A 16,012-nucleotide genomic window follows, 5' to 3' on the forward strand; every position below is an offset into this window, starting at 1 on the left:
TTTCTCCTGCGTCTCAAACCATCTGGCGGGCGAAGGGCAGTTGTTCGACCACCTCGCCTGTCAGCACCCGCCAGGCATTGGCGAGGGCGGGGGCGAGCGGCGGCACGCCGGGCTCGCCGACGCCGGTGGGGGCCTCGGTGCTCTCGATGATCGCCACCTCGATCTGCGGCATCTCGTGGATGCGCAGCATGCGGTAGCTGTCCCAGTTGCCCTGGACGACGTCGCCGCCGGGCGCGAGGGTGATATCGGAGTAGAGGGCAGTGGAGAGCGCGAAGCCGATCCCGCCTTCCATCTGCGCGCGGATGGTGTTCGGGTTCACCGCCACGCCGCAATCGACCGCGCACCAGACCCGGGTGACGGCAGGGGCGCCGTTGCGGCTCTCCACCTCGACGACCTGCGCGACATAGGTCCCGAAGGACTTTGTCCAGGCCACGCCGTAAGCCTTGCCCGGCCGGTCGGCGCGGGTGGTGCCCTGCCAGTCCGCCAGGGCGGCGACGCGTTCGAGCACGCCGCGCGCGCGGGTGGCCTCGGGGGTGAGCAGGTCCAGGCGGCCCTGCAGCGGGTCCTTGCCGCCGGCCTCCAGCAACCGGTCGAGGAAGGCCTCCACCGCGTAGGCGGTGTGGGTGTGGCCGACGGAGCGGAACCACAGCGTGCTCACCGGGCTCTGCGTCTGCGCCCAGGCGATGCGCCGGGCGCCGAAGGCGTAGGGCAGCTCGGCCGAGCCTTCGAAGGCGATCGGGTCCACCCCGTCCTTCATCATGCCGGCCATGGCGCTGCCGTCGATGAAGGACTGGTTGGCGACGACATTCTCCCAGCCGACGATGGCGCCGTTCTCGTCCAGGCCGGCGCGCATCCGGTGCACGGTGAGCGGGCGGTAGTAGCCGCCGCGCAGGTCGTCCTCGCGGGTCCAGACCAGCTTGTAGACGCCGTCGCGCCCCGCCGCCTTGGCGACGGAGGCGATTTCCGCCGCAATCTGGGAATCGTATTGCGCGCGCCGGCCGAAGCTGCCGCCGGCGAAGATCACGTCGATGGTGACATCGTCATGCTCCAGCCCGAGCACCTGGGCCGCGGTGGCGCGGTCGAAGGTGGGGAACTGGCAGCCGTAGGTGAGCACCGCCTTGCCGTTGCGAAGCTCGATGACACCGTCCAGCGGTTCCATCGGCGAATGCGCGAGGTACGGGAAGCGGATCTCCGATTCGATCACCTGCGCGGCGCTGTCGATGGCGGAGATGTCGCCCTCCTCCTCCACCACCTTGCCGCCCTGCGCGGCGGCGGCGGAGAAATCATCGAAGATCTCCGCGGAGGAGCGGGTCTCGGCCTTGCTGTCGTCCCAGGTCACGGTGAGGGCCTGGCGGCCCTTGATCGCCGTCCAGGTGTTGCGGGCATAGACCGCCACGCCGAACGGCGTCTCGCGCACCATCTCGACCCCGGGCACCGCCAGCGCAGCGCTGTCGTCGAAGCTGGCGACGGTCGCACCGATTTTCGGCGGATGGGCGATCACGGCCACCAGCATGTCGTCATGGTGGATGTCCATGGCGAACTGCGCGGTGCCGTTGCTCTTGGCCACCATGTCGAGGCGGCGCAGGTCCGCCGCGCCGATCAGCCGGAACTGCGAGGGGTCCTTCAGCGCCGGCTCCTGCGGCACCTCCAGCTTCATCGCGGCCTCGGCCAGCGCGCCGAAGCCGGAGCTCTTCCCGCTGCCCGCATGGGCGATGGTGCCCTGCGACACGGTGATCTCGCCGGCCGGAACGCCCCATTCCGCCGCGGCTGCGGAGACCAGCATCGCCCGGGCCGCCGCCCCGATCCGCCGCATCTGCATGTAGCTGTTCGCGATGGCGGTGGAGCCGCCTGTGCCCTGGATGCCGAACAGGGTGTTCACGTAGAGCTTCTGGTCCGCCGGCGCACCGGCGGCGCGCATCTGCGACCAGTCGGCGTCCAGCTCCTCGGCGACGAGGGTGGCGAGACCGGTGTAGGGGCCCTGGCCCATCTCGAGATGCTTGGAGAGCACGGTCACCGTGTCATCCGGCGCGATGTGGATGAAGGCGAGCGGCGCGAGGCCGGGGCCTCCGGCGGCGCTCTGCGCGCGCAGCCCGCCCAGCGGCAGGCTGGCGGCCACCACGAGCCCGGTGGCGCCGATCAGCAGCCCGCGGCGGCTCACCAGCAGGCGCGGCGGCAGGGTGGTCTCGGCGGCGGATGGCTGGCGCGCGTCCTGAAGGATGCGTGTGTACTGGCTGGTCATCGCTTATCCCTCCAGCGTCGCGGCGGCGTCGTGGATCGCCTGCCGGATGCGGACATAGGTGGCGCACCGGCAGACATTGCCGGCCATCGCGTTGTCGATATCGGAATCGGTGGGGTTCGGGATCATTTCCAGCAGGGCCGTTGCCGACATCACCTGGCCGGACTGGCACCAGCCGCACTGCGGCACGTCGATCGCGGCCCAGGCGCTCTGCACCGCCGCGACGACGGGGCCCTCCATGCCCTCGATGGTGGTGATCTCGGCGCCCTCGACCATCGACATCGGCGTGACGCAGGCCCGGCGCGGCATGCCGTCCATCATCACCGTGCAGGCACCGCATTGCGCGACGCCGCAGCCGAACTTGGTTCCGGTGAGCTTCATCTCGTCCCTGAGTGCCCAGAGCAGCGGCATGTCGGGATCGAGATCGAGCGAAACTTCGCTTCCGTTGAGAGTGAATGTGGTCATCTGTGGCTCCCTGCCTCGTTCCGTGAGGCGTCTGGCTGCAGGCTGCTGACCGCACCGCGGGGGGCGCTGCGGTCCTGTCTTGTCACGGCAGGTCGGCGGAGAACCGGTTCACGCCGCAGTGGATCCGATCCCCGGTTGCGCCCCGGGCGCCTTGCCCTGCGTCCCCTTGCCCCGCATACCGCGCGCGTCCCGCGCCCTTGCCCTGCGCCATCGGGACCGGCGTGAGGATACCCCATCGGGCAGCTTTCACCAATCCGACCTGCGTATAGGGTGCCGCAGGGGCGCGGCGCCCTGCGGCACCTCCCGGGACGCAGCGCTTGCGACCGGGGGAGCCATGGCCTGAGGGGGAAGGGGATCGGGGCGAGGGCATGTGGTCTCGTCGGGCCTGTTCCGGAAATCGGTGTCTGGATGACGGACCGCAGGGTGAAATCCGGCCCGGTTCGCGCCGCCGGGCGGAGGAGACGGGCCGGTGGGCCCGGCGCGCCGCCGACATCACGAAAGCGGGATATAGGGTGGTCACGCTCCGGTGATTACCCGCGTTTCAGGTCATAGGGTTATGAAGGCCGGATATGAATGGCACGCGCCCGGCCCGCGGCGCCCTCCCGAAATCGCGTGAAGGGGGCGCCGCGGCGCGGGTCTCAGGTGTCCGGATCGCCGTCGAAGATCGGGTCGATGCGCCGGCGCTTGAAGCGGCGCACGAGGCGGAACACCCAGAAGGCCAGCAGCCCCAGCACCACGAAGAAGATGATGTTGAACCACGGGACGATCGTGGGGTCCGCGGTGTCCGTCGGCTCGATGTCGATCACGTTGGGAAACATGGTGAGCATCTCCAGCCGCCAGCCGTAGGAGGTGACCACCACCCATTGCGGCGTGTCGCGCCCGGAGACCTCGGATTGCGCCCGCGCCTGCAGCGTGCCGGAATCGAACTTGAAGTAGAAGGGGAAGGACCAGCCGGTGTCCTCGTTGCGGAACACGTATTCCTTGCCGTTCTGGCCCACGGTGTTGATGAAGCGCACGTCGCGGGTCTGGGTGCTCTGGCTGTTGGTGCGGGTGCTGTCGAACAGGCCGGAGCCGTCGACGCGCTTCGTGTCCGTTCCCACCACGCGGACCACCTCATGCGAGGGCAGGTAGTAGTGGAACCAGGCGCCGACGAAAAGCACGGCAACGGCGATGAGGATCCATTTCAGGCGGCGCAGCATGGGCAAGCTCCTTGTCTCGGCCGCAGGCGGGCGCGTGCGGCGTCGGCCGGGCGGGCCCGGCAGGTGTCGACCTCATGCCATATAGGGTTCCCTGCCGCGCTGCGACACATATCCGCCCGGGAAATCGGCTGCCGGAGGCGCGGGGGGCGCGACCGGGCCCCCGCGGGGAGCGCCGGCCGCGCGCCTGCTAGCTGCGCAGGAGCGTGGGCAGCCAGAGCGTGATCGCCGGGAAGGCGACGAGGATCACCACCCGGACCAGCTCGGCGCAGAAGAACGGCATCACGCCGATGAAGGTCTCGCGCATGGGCACGTTCTTCGCCATGGCCGAGATCACGAAGACATTCATGCCCACCGGTGGCGTGATCAGCCCCAGCTCCACCACGATGAGCGCGAGGATGCCGAACCACACCTTCAGGTCCTCGGTGGTCATGCCGAAGCCGGCGGTGGCGGCGTCCACGTAGTCTCCGCCGTTGATCTCCACCAGAACCGGCCAGAAGAACGGGATGGCGAGCAGGATCATCGACAGGCTGTCCATCAGGCAGCCCAGCACGATGAGGGCGGCCAGCAGGATCGCCAGCACGGTGATGGGCGCGAGGCCGGAATGGGCCATCCACTCCGCCACGGCCTGGGGCACGCCGCCGCGCGACATGAAGATCTTCAGCATCTCCGCGCCCAGCAGGATGAGGTAGATCATGCCCGTGGAGCTGGCGGTCTGCAGCAGCGCGTCGCGCAGCTGCGGCCAGCGGATGCCGCCATGCACCGTGCCGTAGGCCCAGACGAGGAACACGCCGATGGCGGCGGCCGGCGTGGGGTTGAAGAAGCCGAAGTAGATGCCGCCGATCACCAGCGCGAACACGCAGAGCACCGGCAGCACGGAGACGGAGGCGGAGATGAACTCGGCGCGGTCGATGGGCGCGCGCTTCGGGCCGGCCGCCGGGTTCACCGTCACGTAGACGAGGATGGTGAGGATGAACAGGATGACCGCGATCAGCCCCGGCACCAGCGCGGCCATGAACATGGTGACGATGTTCGCCTCCACGATCACCGCGTAGATCACCAGCACCACGGAGGGCGGGATCAGGATGCCCAGCACGCCGCCGGCCGCCAGCGTGCCGGTGGCCAGCGCCCCGGAATAGCGGTAGCGGAACAGCTCGGGCAGCGCCACCTGGCCCATGGTGGACGCGGTGGCGAGCGAGGAGCCGCAGACCGAGCCGAAGCCCGCGCAGGCCGCGATGGCGGAAATGGCGGTGCCGCCGGGCAGCCAGCCCAGCCAGGCGTTCGCCGCGCGGAACAGGTCGCGCGAGAGGCCGGCCTTGGTGGCGATGTTGCCCATCAGCACGAACATCGGCACCACCGAGAGGTCGTAGATGGAGAACTGCCCGTAGGCGAGGGTCTTGAGCTGGCTCATGAAGATGGCCGGCCCGTTCAGGATGGTCACCCCGATGCCGCCCACCAGGATCATCGAATAGGCGATGGGCATGCGCAGCGCGATGAGGATGACGAGCAGCCCCAGCCCGCCGAACCCGATCATCAGGGCGTCAGCCATGCGGATGCTCCGCTTCGGAATGATAGCCGGCGGAGCCGCGCGCGGCGTCCAGCATGGTCAGCACCGCGGCCACGGCGAGCAGCGCCAGCGAGACGAGGATGGGCAGGAAGGCATACCAGTGCGGGATCTGCAGGATGGTGGTGGTATAGCCGTAATCCCTCTGGTCCAGCATGCCCACGGACATCCGCCAGATCATCAGCAGCGTGAAGCCGAAGGCCACCACGGCGGAGAGGAACACCAGCCGCGCCACCCAGGCCCGGGACAGGCCGGAGGTGAAGATGTCGGCGGTGACGTTCTCGTCTTGCATCTGGCACCATGGCAGGAAGGTGAACACGGCCACGCAGACCCCCATTTCGGTAAGCTCGAAGTCGCCCGGGAAGGGCAGGGTGAACAGCGACGCCCCGACGACGGAGGCCGTGTTCATGAGGACGACGGCCAGCAGCAGCACGCCGCCGAGAATCGCCCAGCCGGTGATGATGCGGCGGGCGAGGCCCTCGAGCCCCGCCTGCCCCTGTCCGGCCTCGCCCTGCGCCCTCACTCGGTCGCGTTCTTCGCGATGAGGTCGCGCGCCTGGTCCACGAGCGCCTGCCCGTCCAGCCCGGCGCCCTTCACCTCGGCGATCCACTTGTCGACCACCGGGTCGAGCACGGCGAGCATCTCCTTCGTCTCGTCCTCGGTGAGCATCACGTGGTTGCGCCCGGCCTTCTCGGCGATCTGGATGCCGAAATCGTCGTTCTCGCGCCAGTAATCGCCGACACTCGCCCACCAGTCACGCCCCGAGGCATCCCGGAAGGCCTTCTGGATGTCCTCCGGCAGGCCGGACCAGCGGTCCTGGTTCATCGACACCTGGAAGGTGGTGGTGCCCAGCCGCTCGCGGTTGGCGCCCTCGATGAAATACTGGATCTGGTCCTGCAGCTTCAGCGCCGGGATGATCTCCCAGGGGATCAGCGCGCCGTCGACCACCTTCTTGGAGAGCGCCTGCGGCAGCTCGGGGACGGGCGTCGCCAGCGGGGCTGCGCCGAGCGCCTCGATCACCCAGGCGCCGGTGCGCGAGGGGATGCGCATCTTCAGGCCGTTGAAGTCGGAGGGCTTGCGCACCTCCTTGTCGACCATCTGGATGCCCTGGCCGGCATGGACATGCAGCCACATCACCTCCACGCCCTTGTACTCGGGCTTGAGCATGTCGAACATGTCGTACATGGCCAGCGTGGTGGCGCGGGGGTCGTTGAGGTAGACGGTGGGAAGCTCGAACACCTCGGTGCGCGGGAACAGGCCCGGGGTGTAGCCGTTCACCGTCCAGATGATGTCCACCACGCCGTCGCGCACCTGCTGGATCAGCTCCGGCGGCTTGCCGCCCAGAGACATGGACGGGTAGACCTCGATCTTCACCCGGCCGCCGGAATTCTCCTCCACCTGCTTCGCCCAGGGCAGCAGCATCTTCTGATGCGCCGGCGCCTTCTCCGACAGCATGTGGTGGAGCTTGAAGGTGTAGGTGTCCTGCGCCATGGAGGGCTTGAAGCTGCCCGCCGTCAGCGCGAGGCCGGCCGCCATGGCGCCGAAACCGCGTCGCGTGATCATGTGTTCTCTCCCTGAGCGGACGGGTGCTTCCGCGGCGCGGGCCCATCCAAGTTTTTTTCGCCGCTGGCTTTTTTCTCGCAGGGAAGGCAGGGGGCTGTCAATGTTGTCGTTTACAACAATCAAGGCTGCGTGAAACCTTCGGGCGCCTGCCCGGCCCCACCCCCCTTGCGCGGGGCGGCGCGGCAGGCGGGCTTGCCGGTCCGAACCGGCCAATTCGACAAGATATCCGTCGCCGGTCCTGCCATGATGGCGGGCAAGGGCGCCGGGTTTCTGCGGCGCGGGGGCTCAAACCTTCATCATTTGCCTGATTCACGATCAAGATTTCGGGACAGACGGTCGCAGCGCGCCGGCCGGCCAGCTCCGGAATGCAAGGCTCGCCCGGGGGGCAGGCGCGCGGTATCGCACGTGATTCCCCCTTTAGCAGGCTGAAAGTTAACGGAATTTTCATCTGGCCGATGCAAGGTCTGCGGCTGAAGCCTGGCAGGCCGGGGTGGAACAGGCCGAGGACAGGGGAGCCGTCATGCGCATGACGCATGGCTGACATGCCCCATATGGTCTAGCGTGACGGTTATATGTCGCCATATTGCGCGCCAGAACCTCCCCTTAATGTTGAGAAGGATTCGTCGACATGTTCGACCAGATCGACCAGTGGGCCTTTACCCACGACCAGGGCGCCCGGGCCCAGAAACTGTTCGCCGCCGTCGTGCTTGCCGCACTTGATGACGCGATCGCAGATGACAAGAAATACGGCAACGGCGAAGAGGCCATTGCGCGCTGGGCCCGTTCCCGTGACGGCCGCGAAGTTCTGATGTGCGCCGGGATCGACCCGAACGAGCGCGTCGTCGAAGGCATGAAGACCTTCGTGCGCAAGGGCATCCGCACCTCCGTGGCCCTGAGCCGCGAAGAGCAGGAGCGTCGGGCCGAAGCGGCCTGAGGCAAGGGATACCGGGCTTGAGAAGGGGCGGGTCACGGGCCCGCCTTTCTCGTCTCCGCTCTTAAGGTTTTCCCAACTCTCCGGCCGCACCATCGCCCGTAACCGGGCTGGCCGGACGGAGGAAAACCGGATGAATCTCTACCACTGCTTCATCGACCTGAAGGATGATGCCAAGGCGCTCTCCTTCGCGCTGGCGCTGGACAACTGGATGGGGCACCTGCAGGCGCAGGGCACCATCCGGTCCTGGCGCCTCCTGCGCCGGAAGCTCAATCTCGCCGCGGACAGTTGTCGTGACTTCCTGCTGGAGATCGAGCTCGACGATCTCAGCCAGCTTGACCGCGCCTACCGTCTCGCCGCCAGCCAGTCCGACGATGTCGCCCGCCTCTACGGGCAGGTGTCGCAGATGATCGCGCGGGCGGATTTCGGCCTGTACCGGCCCTTCCCGGACCCGGAACGCGCCGAGCGCGTCGCCCTGCTGTAGACAGGGCGCGGGCGTTCGGCGCCTTCGCGCGGATCCTTCCGCCTCCATGGAGGCTGCGGAGCATCCGGCCGGCACCCGCCGGCGTGCAGCGGAAAGGGCTCCGGGCCGTCGGGTCGCCGGAGCCCGGTTGGGCGCTGGAACCCGGTCGGGCGCCGGCCGGCGGGCGCGGTCAGCCCACGATGCGCAGGCTGCGCGGGAAGCTGGTCAGGCTCTCGCCCCCCGTTTCGGTGACGACCATGTTGTCCTCGATCCGCACGCCGATGCGGCCGCTGCGGTAGAGCCCCGGTTCGATGGTGAACACCATGCCGGGTTCGAGGGCGGTGTCGTTGCCGCGCTGGATGTAGGGATCCTCGTGTACATCGAGGCCGAGACCGTGGCCGGTCTTGTGGATGATGCCGCCGGCGTGCGGCGAGGCCTCGAGCACGCGCAGCACCACGTCATCGAGCGCGCCGCAGGTGAGCCCGGGGCGCACGGCGGCGCGGCCGGCGGCATTGGCGGCGCGCACACTCTCGTAGAAGGCGCGATCCGCGTCGCTCACCTCGCCCGCGAACACCGTGCGGGTGATGTCGGCGCGATAGCCCTGCCAGGTGCCGCCGAAATCGAACAGCAGCGCATCGCCGGCGGCGAGCGGATAATCCTGCCGGGCCACGGCATGCGGCTCCGCGGCATTGCCCGCCGCGGCGACGATGGGCGCGAAGGAGAGTTCCTGCACCCCGGCGTCGAACAGGTTGCGCACCAGGATCCGCTCGATCTCCGCCTCCGTCATGCCCAGCCGCACCGCGCCCAGCGTTTCCTCCAGCGCGGCTTCGGACCGGCGGATCGCCTCGCGCAGATGGCCGATGTCCTCCGCCGTCTTCAGCAGGCGGATGCGCGAAATGGCGCTCTGCGCATCGAGACAGGCGGCGGCGGGCAGGGCACGGTGCAGCGCGAACTGCTCGAACACCCGCATCCGCTGGCCCTCCACTCCGATGCGGTTCGGTGCGGGAATGGCATGGGCCGCGGCGGTGAAGGCGGCCTGGTAGCCCTCCTCGTCGCGCCAGAGGAACACCTCGCCCTCGAAGCCCAGACTGGCGAAGCTCGCCTCCTCCAGCGCGGGCACCACGGCGGCGGGCCGGCCCTCCAGCGGCACGAGCACCACCAGCGGGCGCTCGTTCTGGTGGAAGGCGCGGCCGAAGATGCGCATGAAGTTCGCGCCGGGCACCAGGGCCACGGCGTCGAGCCCGGCGGCCACCATCGCCTCCCTCAGAACGGCATAGCGCGGCGGGCTGTCGGTCTCGGGCGCGGTCATGGACGTCGTCATGCAGGATCTCCTGGTGTGGGGGAGGCGGTGGCGGTCATCGCCAGCCGCCCGTCGGGGCCGCGCACCCAGAGCGCGAGCCCGGTGCCCTCGGGGCGGGCGCAGGTCTCGAACGTCTCGGTGTGGAACACCGGGCTGGCGGCGCGGAAGCTGAAGCGCGCCAGCCGCGGCAGCATCCGGCCCGCCATGCGGATCATCAGCTGGGCCAGGATCGGCCCGTGCACCACGAGGCCCGGATAGCCTTCGACCTCGCGGCAATAGTCGATGTCGTAGTGGATGCGGTGGCCGTTGAAGGTGAGGGCGGAATAGCGGAACAGCGCCGTGCCGTCGAACCGATGGCTCTCGCGGGCGGTCTCGTCCCGCGGGGCCGGCCCCGGTTGCGGGGTGGCGTCACCGGGCCGGGGGTCTTCGCGGTAGACGATGTCCTGCTCCTCGGTGACGGCGAGGCCGTCCTCCGAGAAGATCTCGTGCCGCAGGGTGACGAAGGCGAGCGGACCGCTGCGCCCGGCCTTGCGGGTGGTCGAGAGCACGCGAGAGCGCCGCTCCGCGGGCGCGCCGATGCGCAGCGGCGCGTGCCATTCCAGCCGGCCGCCGGCCCACATGCGCCGCGGCAGCCCGGTATCGGGCAGCGCGAGGCCGGGGCGGGGGTGGCCGTCGCGGCCCAGGGCGCCGGGGGGGTGGATGTCCCAGAACTGGCACCAGTGCCAGAACGGAGGCAGCAGGTCGCCCGGGCCGGGGGGCGAGCCCGTCAGCGCGAAGGTGGCGTGCATGGCCGCGGCGCGCTCGGGGTCGATGCGGTCAGTGCGGATGCTCGGGTCTCGGGGATCGGGCATGGGGCTCCTCGGCGCACGGGGCTCGGGGGGAGAACGGCGCGCGGGCGTGCCGGTTCCCTCCGCTCGGGGCATTCATCGCGCGGTTGCGGCCGGGGCGCAAGCCGCCGGAGATCAGCGCAGCTTCGAGGAGATCACGCCGGTATTGAACCCGCCCCAGCGCAATTCGCCGAAGAGCCGCTGGTATTCGATCTTCGGGCAGCGATCCATGATGACCGTGACGCCCCGTGCCTCCGCCCGGGCGGCAGCGGCTTCGTCCACCACGCCGATCTGCATCCAGATGGTCTTCAATCCCTTGTCGAGCAGACAGTCCAGCGCCTCGTCGACCACGGTGCCGGCCTGGTCGGAGCGGCGGAAGATGTCCACCATTTCAACGGGCCCGGTCTCGATCCCGGCCAGCGAGGCAATCACCGGCTCCCCGAACAGCGACTCGCCGGCATAGGCCGGGTTCACCGGCAGAATCCGGAACCCCTTGAGATTCAGGTAACGCGCGACGAAATACGACGGCCTCAGCTCATTTTTGGAAACACCCACGGTGGCGATGGTGCGGGTCTCCTGAAGGATGGCGCGCAGCTGCGTGTCGGTGTAGGTCATGAGCGGGCCTTTCAGACGGATCAACGGGCCAAGTGCCTGCCACGGCCCGAAAAAAAGGCGCCCAGGGCGTACCTGGGCGCGAAGTCGGAACGAGGGACAGTGAGTGATGAAGCGATGATCGCTCTTTCAAACACCGCTTCATTGTACAACATAGACCGCCATCACTCACAATGAAAGATGCTGTAAGATTATTGTGAATGTTTTTCTAATTGCCTGTATCGCAGGCGCTTTTCACTGATCGGGGGAACGCCCCGCGGCGGCGAAAAGTGCGATCGCAGCGGCATTCGACACGTTGAGCGAGCCGAATTCGCCGGCGAAGGGGATGCGGACCAGCGCATCGCAGGTCTTGCGGGTGAGCTCGCGCAGCCCCGGGCCCTCGGCGCCGAGCACCAGGGCGAGGGGCTGGTCGGTTGCCCCGGCGATGCCGGCGTCGAGGGTTTTCTCCCCGTCGCCGTCCAGCCCGAGAATCATGTAGCCCATGTCCTTCAGCGCGGTCATCGCGGTGGAGAGGTTCTGCACCCTGAGATAGGGCTGGCGCTCCAGCGCGCCGGAGGCGGTCTTGGCCAGCGCGCCGGTCTCGGGCGCGGAGTGGCGGTGCGGGGCGATGACCGCCCGGGCGCCGAACACCTCGGCGGAGCGCAGGATGGCGCCGACATTGTGCGGGTCCGTCACCCGATCCAGCAGCAGCACGACCGGCCGGGCGCCGCGCGGCGCGCACAGCTCGGACACCGAGCCCCAGTCCAGCGGGGCCACTTCCAGCGCGGCCCCCTGGTGCACCGATTGCGGGTCGATCGGGGCGGAGAATTTCCGCGCGTCGGCAATCTCCGGCTCCATGCCCGAGGCGGCGATCTCGGCGGCCAGCTTGTCGGCGGCGTTGCGGGTGACGATCAGGCGCAGGCGGCTGCGGGCGGGGTTCGCGAGCGCGTCGCGCACCGCGTGCAGGCCGAACAGCCACACGGTCTCGGCGGCGCCGGCGCGGCGCGCGCGTTCCTTGTCGATCACCCAGGAGGGTTTCTTCGGCGAACGGGGGGCCATGCGTCATCCTCATGCTTGTGCGGCGTCGCCTGCTTTGGCAGCATCGCGCCCATGACGCAAGCGCCCCAGTTCCGACAGGCCGGCCCGGCCGATGCCGACACGCTCCGGGCCATCGCCGAAGCCGCCTTCGCCCTCTACGTGCCGCGCATCGGCCGCCGACCCGCGCCGATGGACGCGGATTTCGCCGCTGACGCCGCCGACACGCTGCTGCTGCTGGCGCCGGACCCCTGCGGCTACCTCACCCTGAGGCGTGCGCCCGGGGAGATGGTGGTCGAGACCGTGGCGCTCCACCCGGCCTGGCAGGGCCGGGGGCTGGGCAAGCTGCTGATGGCGCGCGCGGAGGCCGAGGCGCGCGCGGCCGGGCTGGGCACGCTCTCGCTCTACACCAATGCCGCGATGACAGAGAATCTGGCGTTCTACCCGAGGCTCGGGTTTCGCCGGACCGGGCAGCGCACCGAGGACGGCTTCGACCGTGTGTTCTTCGCCCGGGACCTGTGAGCGGCAGAAACCTGCCAAAACCCGCTTGACGACCTCCGGGGACATCTTTAGACAGCGCGGCGGGCGGGATGCTCTAAGGTAGGGCAGTGGACTGTAAATCCATCGCGGAGACGCACAGTGGGTTCGATTCCCACCCCGCCCACCACCTTCCGAAATAGCCGTTGAATACAGTGGTGTATTTCGGAAAGTGAGCCACGCGGGGCTGATCGTGGCTCACTCGTCTGCCGGTCAGATGTTCACGGTACGTAACGTCTCCATCGCTGACCTGGCCAGAAGCCACCGGTTCGCCGACCTGGTGTAGACCGGGCCCGTCTTCGGGTTGGAGTGCCCGGGCACCACCATGATCTCGTGCTCCGTGCAGCCGGCCTCGGCCAGAAGCGCGCCAGCTGCCTTGCGCACGCCATGAGCCGAGCGGTCCGTCAGCCCCGCCTCCCGCGTCCATTCCTGCATCTTGTTGCCCATGCCCCCCACGGTGAACGGTCGGCCGAAGTTCGTGATCAGAAACGGCGTGCGCACCAACCGGTCACGGCCGATTGCCCGAATCCTGTTGGCAGCCGGGCCGTCGATCGCCGCTTGCAGCGGAGGGAGGATCGGGACGGTCACCGGTGCGCCTCCCTTCGTCTGGTTCCAGGAGAGCGCCGGGACGCCGTCGATCGTGCGGATATGCTCGCGCCCGAGCACCGCAAGATCAGCTCGCCGGCAGGCGGTGAAGATCAGGAGCATCATCGCGAGGTGCGCCTTCGTGCCGAACGGGTGCGTCTTCACGAAGGCGCGCAGATCACCGGCAGTCCACGGCGTGAAGCCCTCGGTCTCGGCGGAGAGCCATTCCCCCCTTGCGTCGGATCGTCATCGGTCAGGCCGGCCCGTATCGCCCACTTGTACATCGCGCGCAGTGTCTTGAGCAGGTTGCTGGCAGCTGCCGGCGTCGGGGCGCGGGCCTCGATGATGCGCCGGATCGCGCGTGTGGGAACCCCGAAGGCCTCACGGTCTCCGTGCTCCTTCATGAGCGCGGCCAGCACGCGCTCTCTCCGGAGCAATGTTGCCGGGCTGAACTGGCCCGTCTCCACCTGCACCTTCATCGCCGCGACGAAGCGCTCCTGCAGCCATTCCGGACTGCCGCTCTCGGTAGCGGCTGCCGGGTTGGCAGGGATCTCCTCACCCCGGCGGAGCCCGTGATAGGCGTCGAGAAACTCCTCAGAGCCCGGCTCGCCGGGCAGCGTGGTGAATGCCATTTCGGCGAAACCGGTATCGCCATGCGCCGCTCGCGGTGCGGGAGCGAACGACGTAGGGCAGGGCCACGCGCATCTCATTCTCCGGTGAAGTCATCCCACCCTCTCGGCTTTCCCTTGCGCCGGCCCGATTCGTCCACCTTCTCGGTGATGACCTCCACCACGCCGCCGGGCTTGGTGATGATCCGCGTCACGTCGAGGCCGCACGCCTGGGCGGCCCGGATCGCCCGCGCGATCCCGGCGTCGGTGGTCTTTCCCCTGGGTGCGGCCTCGGGCATCAGTCGGCCTCCGGTCTGTTTGCGATCTCGATAAGCACGTCGGCGTGGCACGGCTCGTCGAGCGGGCGTCAGCACGCAAGATCCTTCCCCCGTAGGTGCTCGGTAGTCTCTCTTTCGGACGGGTATGGTCTGATCTGGTAGGCCAGCATCTCGCGGAAGAACCTCACCGCGGTGGCCCTGTCGCGCACCGGCTCCTCTACAAACGTGCTCTCGGTGCTGAGGCAGCGCACTCCCCCGACCTCGATCGGGTTTCCCCAGCGCCCGGGCCGGGAGACTACAACGGTGCCCTCCGGCTTCTGCCATCCCTTGGTGCGCTTCAATTTGACGCGACGTGCCATCCGGAGGCCTCCTTGTTCTGCCCAAGGATTGCCTTGGCGAGTTGACGGACGCGCGTCTCATCCACTGGCGCGGCCTCGGGCATCAGTCATCCCTCCCCGGCCGGCCGGCCCGCCGCGCTGCGGGCTGGCGTGGCCTCTGCCTTGGTGATCTCATCGCCCAGCAGCTTCGCGAGTTGCGTATACTCGGCCGCCTTGAGCGCGAGGGTGATGGACGCGACCGTGTCGCCGGCTTGGCGCGCGCGCTCGGCCGCGTCGAGCAGCTCATTCGCGATATCGAGGGCGGAGCGGGTCACCACGGCCGCTCCAGTCGATCCATGCGGTCGATCTCGGCGGCGGACAGCGCACCGGACTTGGCAAGGTCGCGCGCCGGGTTGTCGCCCATGTTAGGCTTCCACCAGGAGGCATCCCACTGCCAGCCCTCCGGCGGCTCATTCAGTGGCGTGCCGTGATACGGGTTCAGAAGGCAGGCAGCACTCAGCGTGTAGGCCGAGGCCGCTCCGGCGATCTCGCCCGCATCGTGATCGTCGTTGTGCTCTGGCGTCCAGCCCTCAGCGCTCACCTGGCGCTCGCGCTCGGCTGCGATGAGGTCGATGCCGGAGCCCTTCTTCACGACCAGCACGCGATAGTTATCGCCGTGCTCGACGCGAGCGCCGTGCATGATGAAGTCGACGATGGTTGGTCTCGCTGCTCAACGCCGGGGACCGGCAGGGCGCGGCGCGCGCCTTCGACACCTGGCACAAGCCGCCGGAGATCATCCCGCGCCGCGATGCCGAGCGGGAGCTGTTCCGCACCGGCCGCTACCCGGAGGCGCCGGTGCCGGTCTGGCGCGCCGACACGTCCGGCCGCCTGCGGGGCGTGCTGCGCGCCATGCCCGTGCCCGAGCTCCTGGCGCTGGTCGCCCCCGGGCCGGCCGAGCCTGAACCGGAGCCGGAGCCGGAACCGCCCGCGCCCCGTCCGTCCGTCCGTCCTCTCCCGTCTCATCGCATGGCTGAAAGGATCCTGACATGCAGACCCTCCTCGACACCCTCGCCCCCGTGGCGCTCGAGCTCGCCGGCACGCTCGCCTCCGCGCTGGTCGCCTGGCTGGCCCTGGTCGCGAAACAGCGCCTCGGCCTCGACATCGAGGCAAGGCACCGCGCCGCCCTCGACGCCGCCATCATGACCGGCGTGCGGCTCGCGCTCCGCCGGGTCGGCGTGGCACTGCCCCCGGCCGGGGCCCCGCCCCATGCCGCGCAGATCGAGACCGCCGTCGACGACGTGAAGCGCTCCGTCCCCGACGCGGTGAAGCGGCTCCGCGCCTCCGAGGACGTGCTGCGCGCCAAGGTCGCCGCCGCCATCGGTGGGGCGGGGTGACGCTGCCCGCCCGATTCTCCTGATCACGACCCTCGCCGCCGCGGCGGGGGTTCGGGCAGCGCAAACAGCCCGACCCATACGGCCATATCTTGAGAAGGACCGTGCCGACCAGGATCGAAGCG

20 protein-coding genes and 1 tRNA gene are annotated in these 16,012 nt (G+C 69.1%); 5 read left to right on the top strand and 16 right to left on the bottom strand.

Going from position 1 to position 16,012, the window contains the following annotated elements; all coding sequences use genetic code 11:
• Window positions 1-13: 13 nt before the first annotated feature.
• The 6 genes from FDP22_RS07355 to FDP22_RS07380 form a co-directional block, all read right to left on the bottom strand.
• Window positions 14-2,239, bottom strand: coding sequence for a xanthine dehydrogenase family protein molybdopterin-binding subunit (locus FDP22_RS07355; protein WP_138572326.1), 2,226 nt, complete (start codon window positions 2,237-2,239; stop codon window positions 14-16).
• Between the two features lie 3 nt (window positions 2,240-2,242).
• On the bottom strand, window positions 2,243-2,701 hold the full coding sequence (locus FDP22_RS07360) for a (2Fe-2S)-binding protein (protein ID WP_138572325.1): 459 nt from the start codon (window positions 2,699-2,701) through the stop codon (window positions 2,243-2,245).
• A 638-nt stretch (window positions 2,702-3,339) separates the two neighbouring features.
• Window positions 3,340-3,900 (bottom strand): DUF1523 family protein, encoded by a 561-nt coding sequence (locus tag FDP22_RS07365; protein ID WP_138572324.1) that lies wholly within the window; start codon window positions 3,898-3,900, stop codon window positions 3,340-3,342.
• A 187-nt stretch (window positions 3,901-4,087) separates the two neighbouring features.
• Window positions 4,088-5,446, bottom strand: a complete 1,359-nt coding sequence (locus FDP22_RS07370; RefSeq protein WP_138572323.1) for a TRAP transporter large permease — start codon at window positions 5,444-5,446, stop codon at window positions 4,088-4,090.
• On the bottom strand, window positions 5,439-5,984 hold the full coding sequence (locus FDP22_RS07375) for a TRAP transporter small permease (protein WP_239031895.1): 546 nt from the start codon (window positions 5,982-5,984) through the stop codon (window positions 5,439-5,441). Before FDP22_RS07375 ends, FDP22_RS07370 begins: the two co-directional genes overlap by 8 nt.
• Window positions 5,981-7,024 carry a TRAP transporter substrate-binding protein gene (locus FDP22_RS07380; RefSeq protein WP_138572322.1) on the bottom strand — a complete coding sequence of 348 codons (1,044 nt, stop codon included), beginning with the start codon at window positions 7,022-7,024 and terminating at the stop codon, window positions 5,981-5,983. Before FDP22_RS07380 ends, FDP22_RS07375 begins: the two co-directional genes overlap by 4 nt.
• Window positions 7,025-7,652: 628 nt before the next feature.
• Here FDP22_RS07380 and FDP22_RS07385 point away from each other — a divergent pair.
• Window positions 7,653-7,958 (top strand): DUF6280 family protein, encoded by a 306-nt coding sequence (locus FDP22_RS07385; protein WP_138572321.1) that lies wholly within the window; start codon window positions 7,653-7,655, stop codon window positions 7,956-7,958.
• Window positions 7,959-8,088: 130 nt separating this feature from the next.
• Window positions 8,089-8,439 (top strand): DUF6614 family protein, encoded by a 351-nt coding sequence (locus tag FDP22_RS07390; protein WP_138572320.1) that lies wholly within the window; start codon window positions 8,089-8,091, stop codon window positions 8,437-8,439.
• 169 nt (window positions 8,440-8,608) lie between these two features.
• On the opposite strand, the gene FDP22_RS07395 is transcribed toward FDP22_RS07390, so the two are convergent.
• From FDP22_RS07395 to rlmB, 4 genes are all read right to left on the bottom strand, one after another.
• Complete coding sequence (locus FDP22_RS07395) at window positions 8,609-9,739, bottom strand: M24 family metallopeptidase (protein ID WP_239031896.1); 1,131 nt, start codon at window positions 9,737-9,739, stop codon at window positions 8,609-8,611.
• Window positions 9,736-10,569 carry an HTD2 family dehydratase gene (locus FDP22_RS07400; RefSeq protein ID WP_138572319.1) on the bottom strand — a complete coding sequence of 278 codons (834 nt, stop codon included), beginning with the start codon at window positions 10,567-10,569 and terminating at the stop codon, window positions 9,736-9,738. The genes FDP22_RS07395 and FDP22_RS07400 overlap by 4 nt, the downstream gene beginning before the upstream one ends.
• A 111-nt stretch (window positions 10,570-10,680) precedes the next feature.
• The gene (locus FDP22_RS07405) at window positions 10,681-11,160 is read right to left on the bottom strand and encodes a CoA-binding protein (RefSeq protein WP_138572318.1); all 480 of its coding nucleotides are present in this window, start codon (window positions 11,158-11,160) and stop codon (window positions 10,681-10,683) included.
• A 231-nt stretch (window positions 11,161-11,391) separates the two neighbouring features.
• Window positions 11,392-12,195 (bottom strand): 23S rRNA (guanosine(2251)-2'-O)-methyltransferase RlmB, encoded by an 804-nt coding sequence (gene rlmB, locus FDP22_RS07410; RefSeq protein ID WP_138572317.1) that lies wholly within the window; start codon window positions 12,193-12,195, stop codon window positions 11,392-11,394.
• 51 nt (window positions 12,196-12,246) lie between these two features.
• On the opposite strand from rlmB, the gene FDP22_RS07415 reads away from it, so the two are divergent.
• Both FDP22_RS07415 and FDP22_RS07420 read left to right on the top strand, forming a co-directional pair.
• Entirely contained in the window at window positions 12,247-12,693 is a 447-nt protein-coding gene (locus FDP22_RS07415; RefSeq protein ID WP_138572316.1) for a GNAT family N-acetyltransferase, read from the top strand.
• 61 nt (window positions 12,694-12,754) lie between these two features.
• Window positions 12,755-12,838 (top strand) — tRNA-Tyr (locus FDP22_RS07420).
• A gap of 83 nt (window positions 12,839-12,921) precedes the next feature.
• Here the strand turns inward: FDP22_RS07420 and FDP22_RS07425 are convergent.
• From FDP22_RS07425 to FDP22_RS07450, 6 genes are all read right to left on the bottom strand, one after another.
• Entirely contained in the window at window positions 12,922-13,458 is a 537-nt protein-coding gene (locus tag FDP22_RS07425) for a tyrosine-type recombinase/integrase (RefSeq protein ID WP_170317622.1), read from the bottom strand.
• On the bottom strand, window positions 13,455-13,925 hold the full coding sequence (locus FDP22_RS07430) for a hypothetical protein (RefSeq protein ID WP_138572314.1): 471 nt from the start codon (window positions 13,923-13,925) through the stop codon (window positions 13,455-13,457). Before FDP22_RS07430 ends, FDP22_RS07425 begins: the two co-directional genes overlap by 4 nt.
• A 74-nt stretch (window positions 13,926-13,999) precedes the next feature.
• The gene (locus FDP22_RS07435; RefSeq protein WP_138572313.1) at window positions 14,000-14,200 is read right to left on the bottom strand and encodes a hypothetical protein; all 201 of its coding nucleotides are present in this window, start codon (window positions 14,198-14,200) and stop codon (window positions 14,000-14,002) included.
• A 68-nt stretch (window positions 14,201-14,268) separates the two neighbouring features.
• A complete protein-coding gene (locus FDP22_RS07440) occupies window positions 14,269-14,538 on the bottom strand; it encodes a DUF4326 domain-containing protein (protein WP_170317623.1) in 270 nt (89 codons plus the stop codon).
• Between the two features lie 86 nt (window positions 14,539-14,624).
• On the bottom strand, window positions 14,625-14,831 hold the full coding sequence (locus FDP22_RS07445; RefSeq protein ID WP_138572312.1) for a hypothetical protein: 207 nt from the start codon (window positions 14,829-14,831) through the stop codon (window positions 14,625-14,627).
• The gene (locus FDP22_RS07450) at window positions 14,828-15,157 is read right to left on the bottom strand and encodes a hypothetical protein (protein WP_138572311.1); all 330 of its coding nucleotides are present in this window, start codon (window positions 15,155-15,157) and stop codon (window positions 14,828-14,830) included. The genes FDP22_RS07445 and FDP22_RS07450 overlap by 4 nt, the downstream gene beginning before the upstream one ends.
• Before the next feature lie 385 nt (window positions 15,158-15,542).
• Here FDP22_RS07450 and FDP22_RS07455 point away from each other — a divergent pair, with 385 nt between their 5' ends.
• Window positions 15,543-15,890: a hypothetical protein gene (locus FDP22_RS07455; RefSeq protein WP_138572310.1), complete on the top strand. Its 348-nt coding sequence runs from the start codon at window positions 15,543-15,545 to the stop codon at window positions 15,888-15,890.
• Window positions 15,891-16,012 lie beyond the last annotated feature (122 nt).

This window comes from Paroceanicella profunda (assembly GCF_005887635.2).
Lineage (GTDB): Bacteria > Pseudomonadota > Alphaproteobacteria > Rhodobacterales > Rhodobacteraceae > Paroceanicella > Paroceanicella profunda.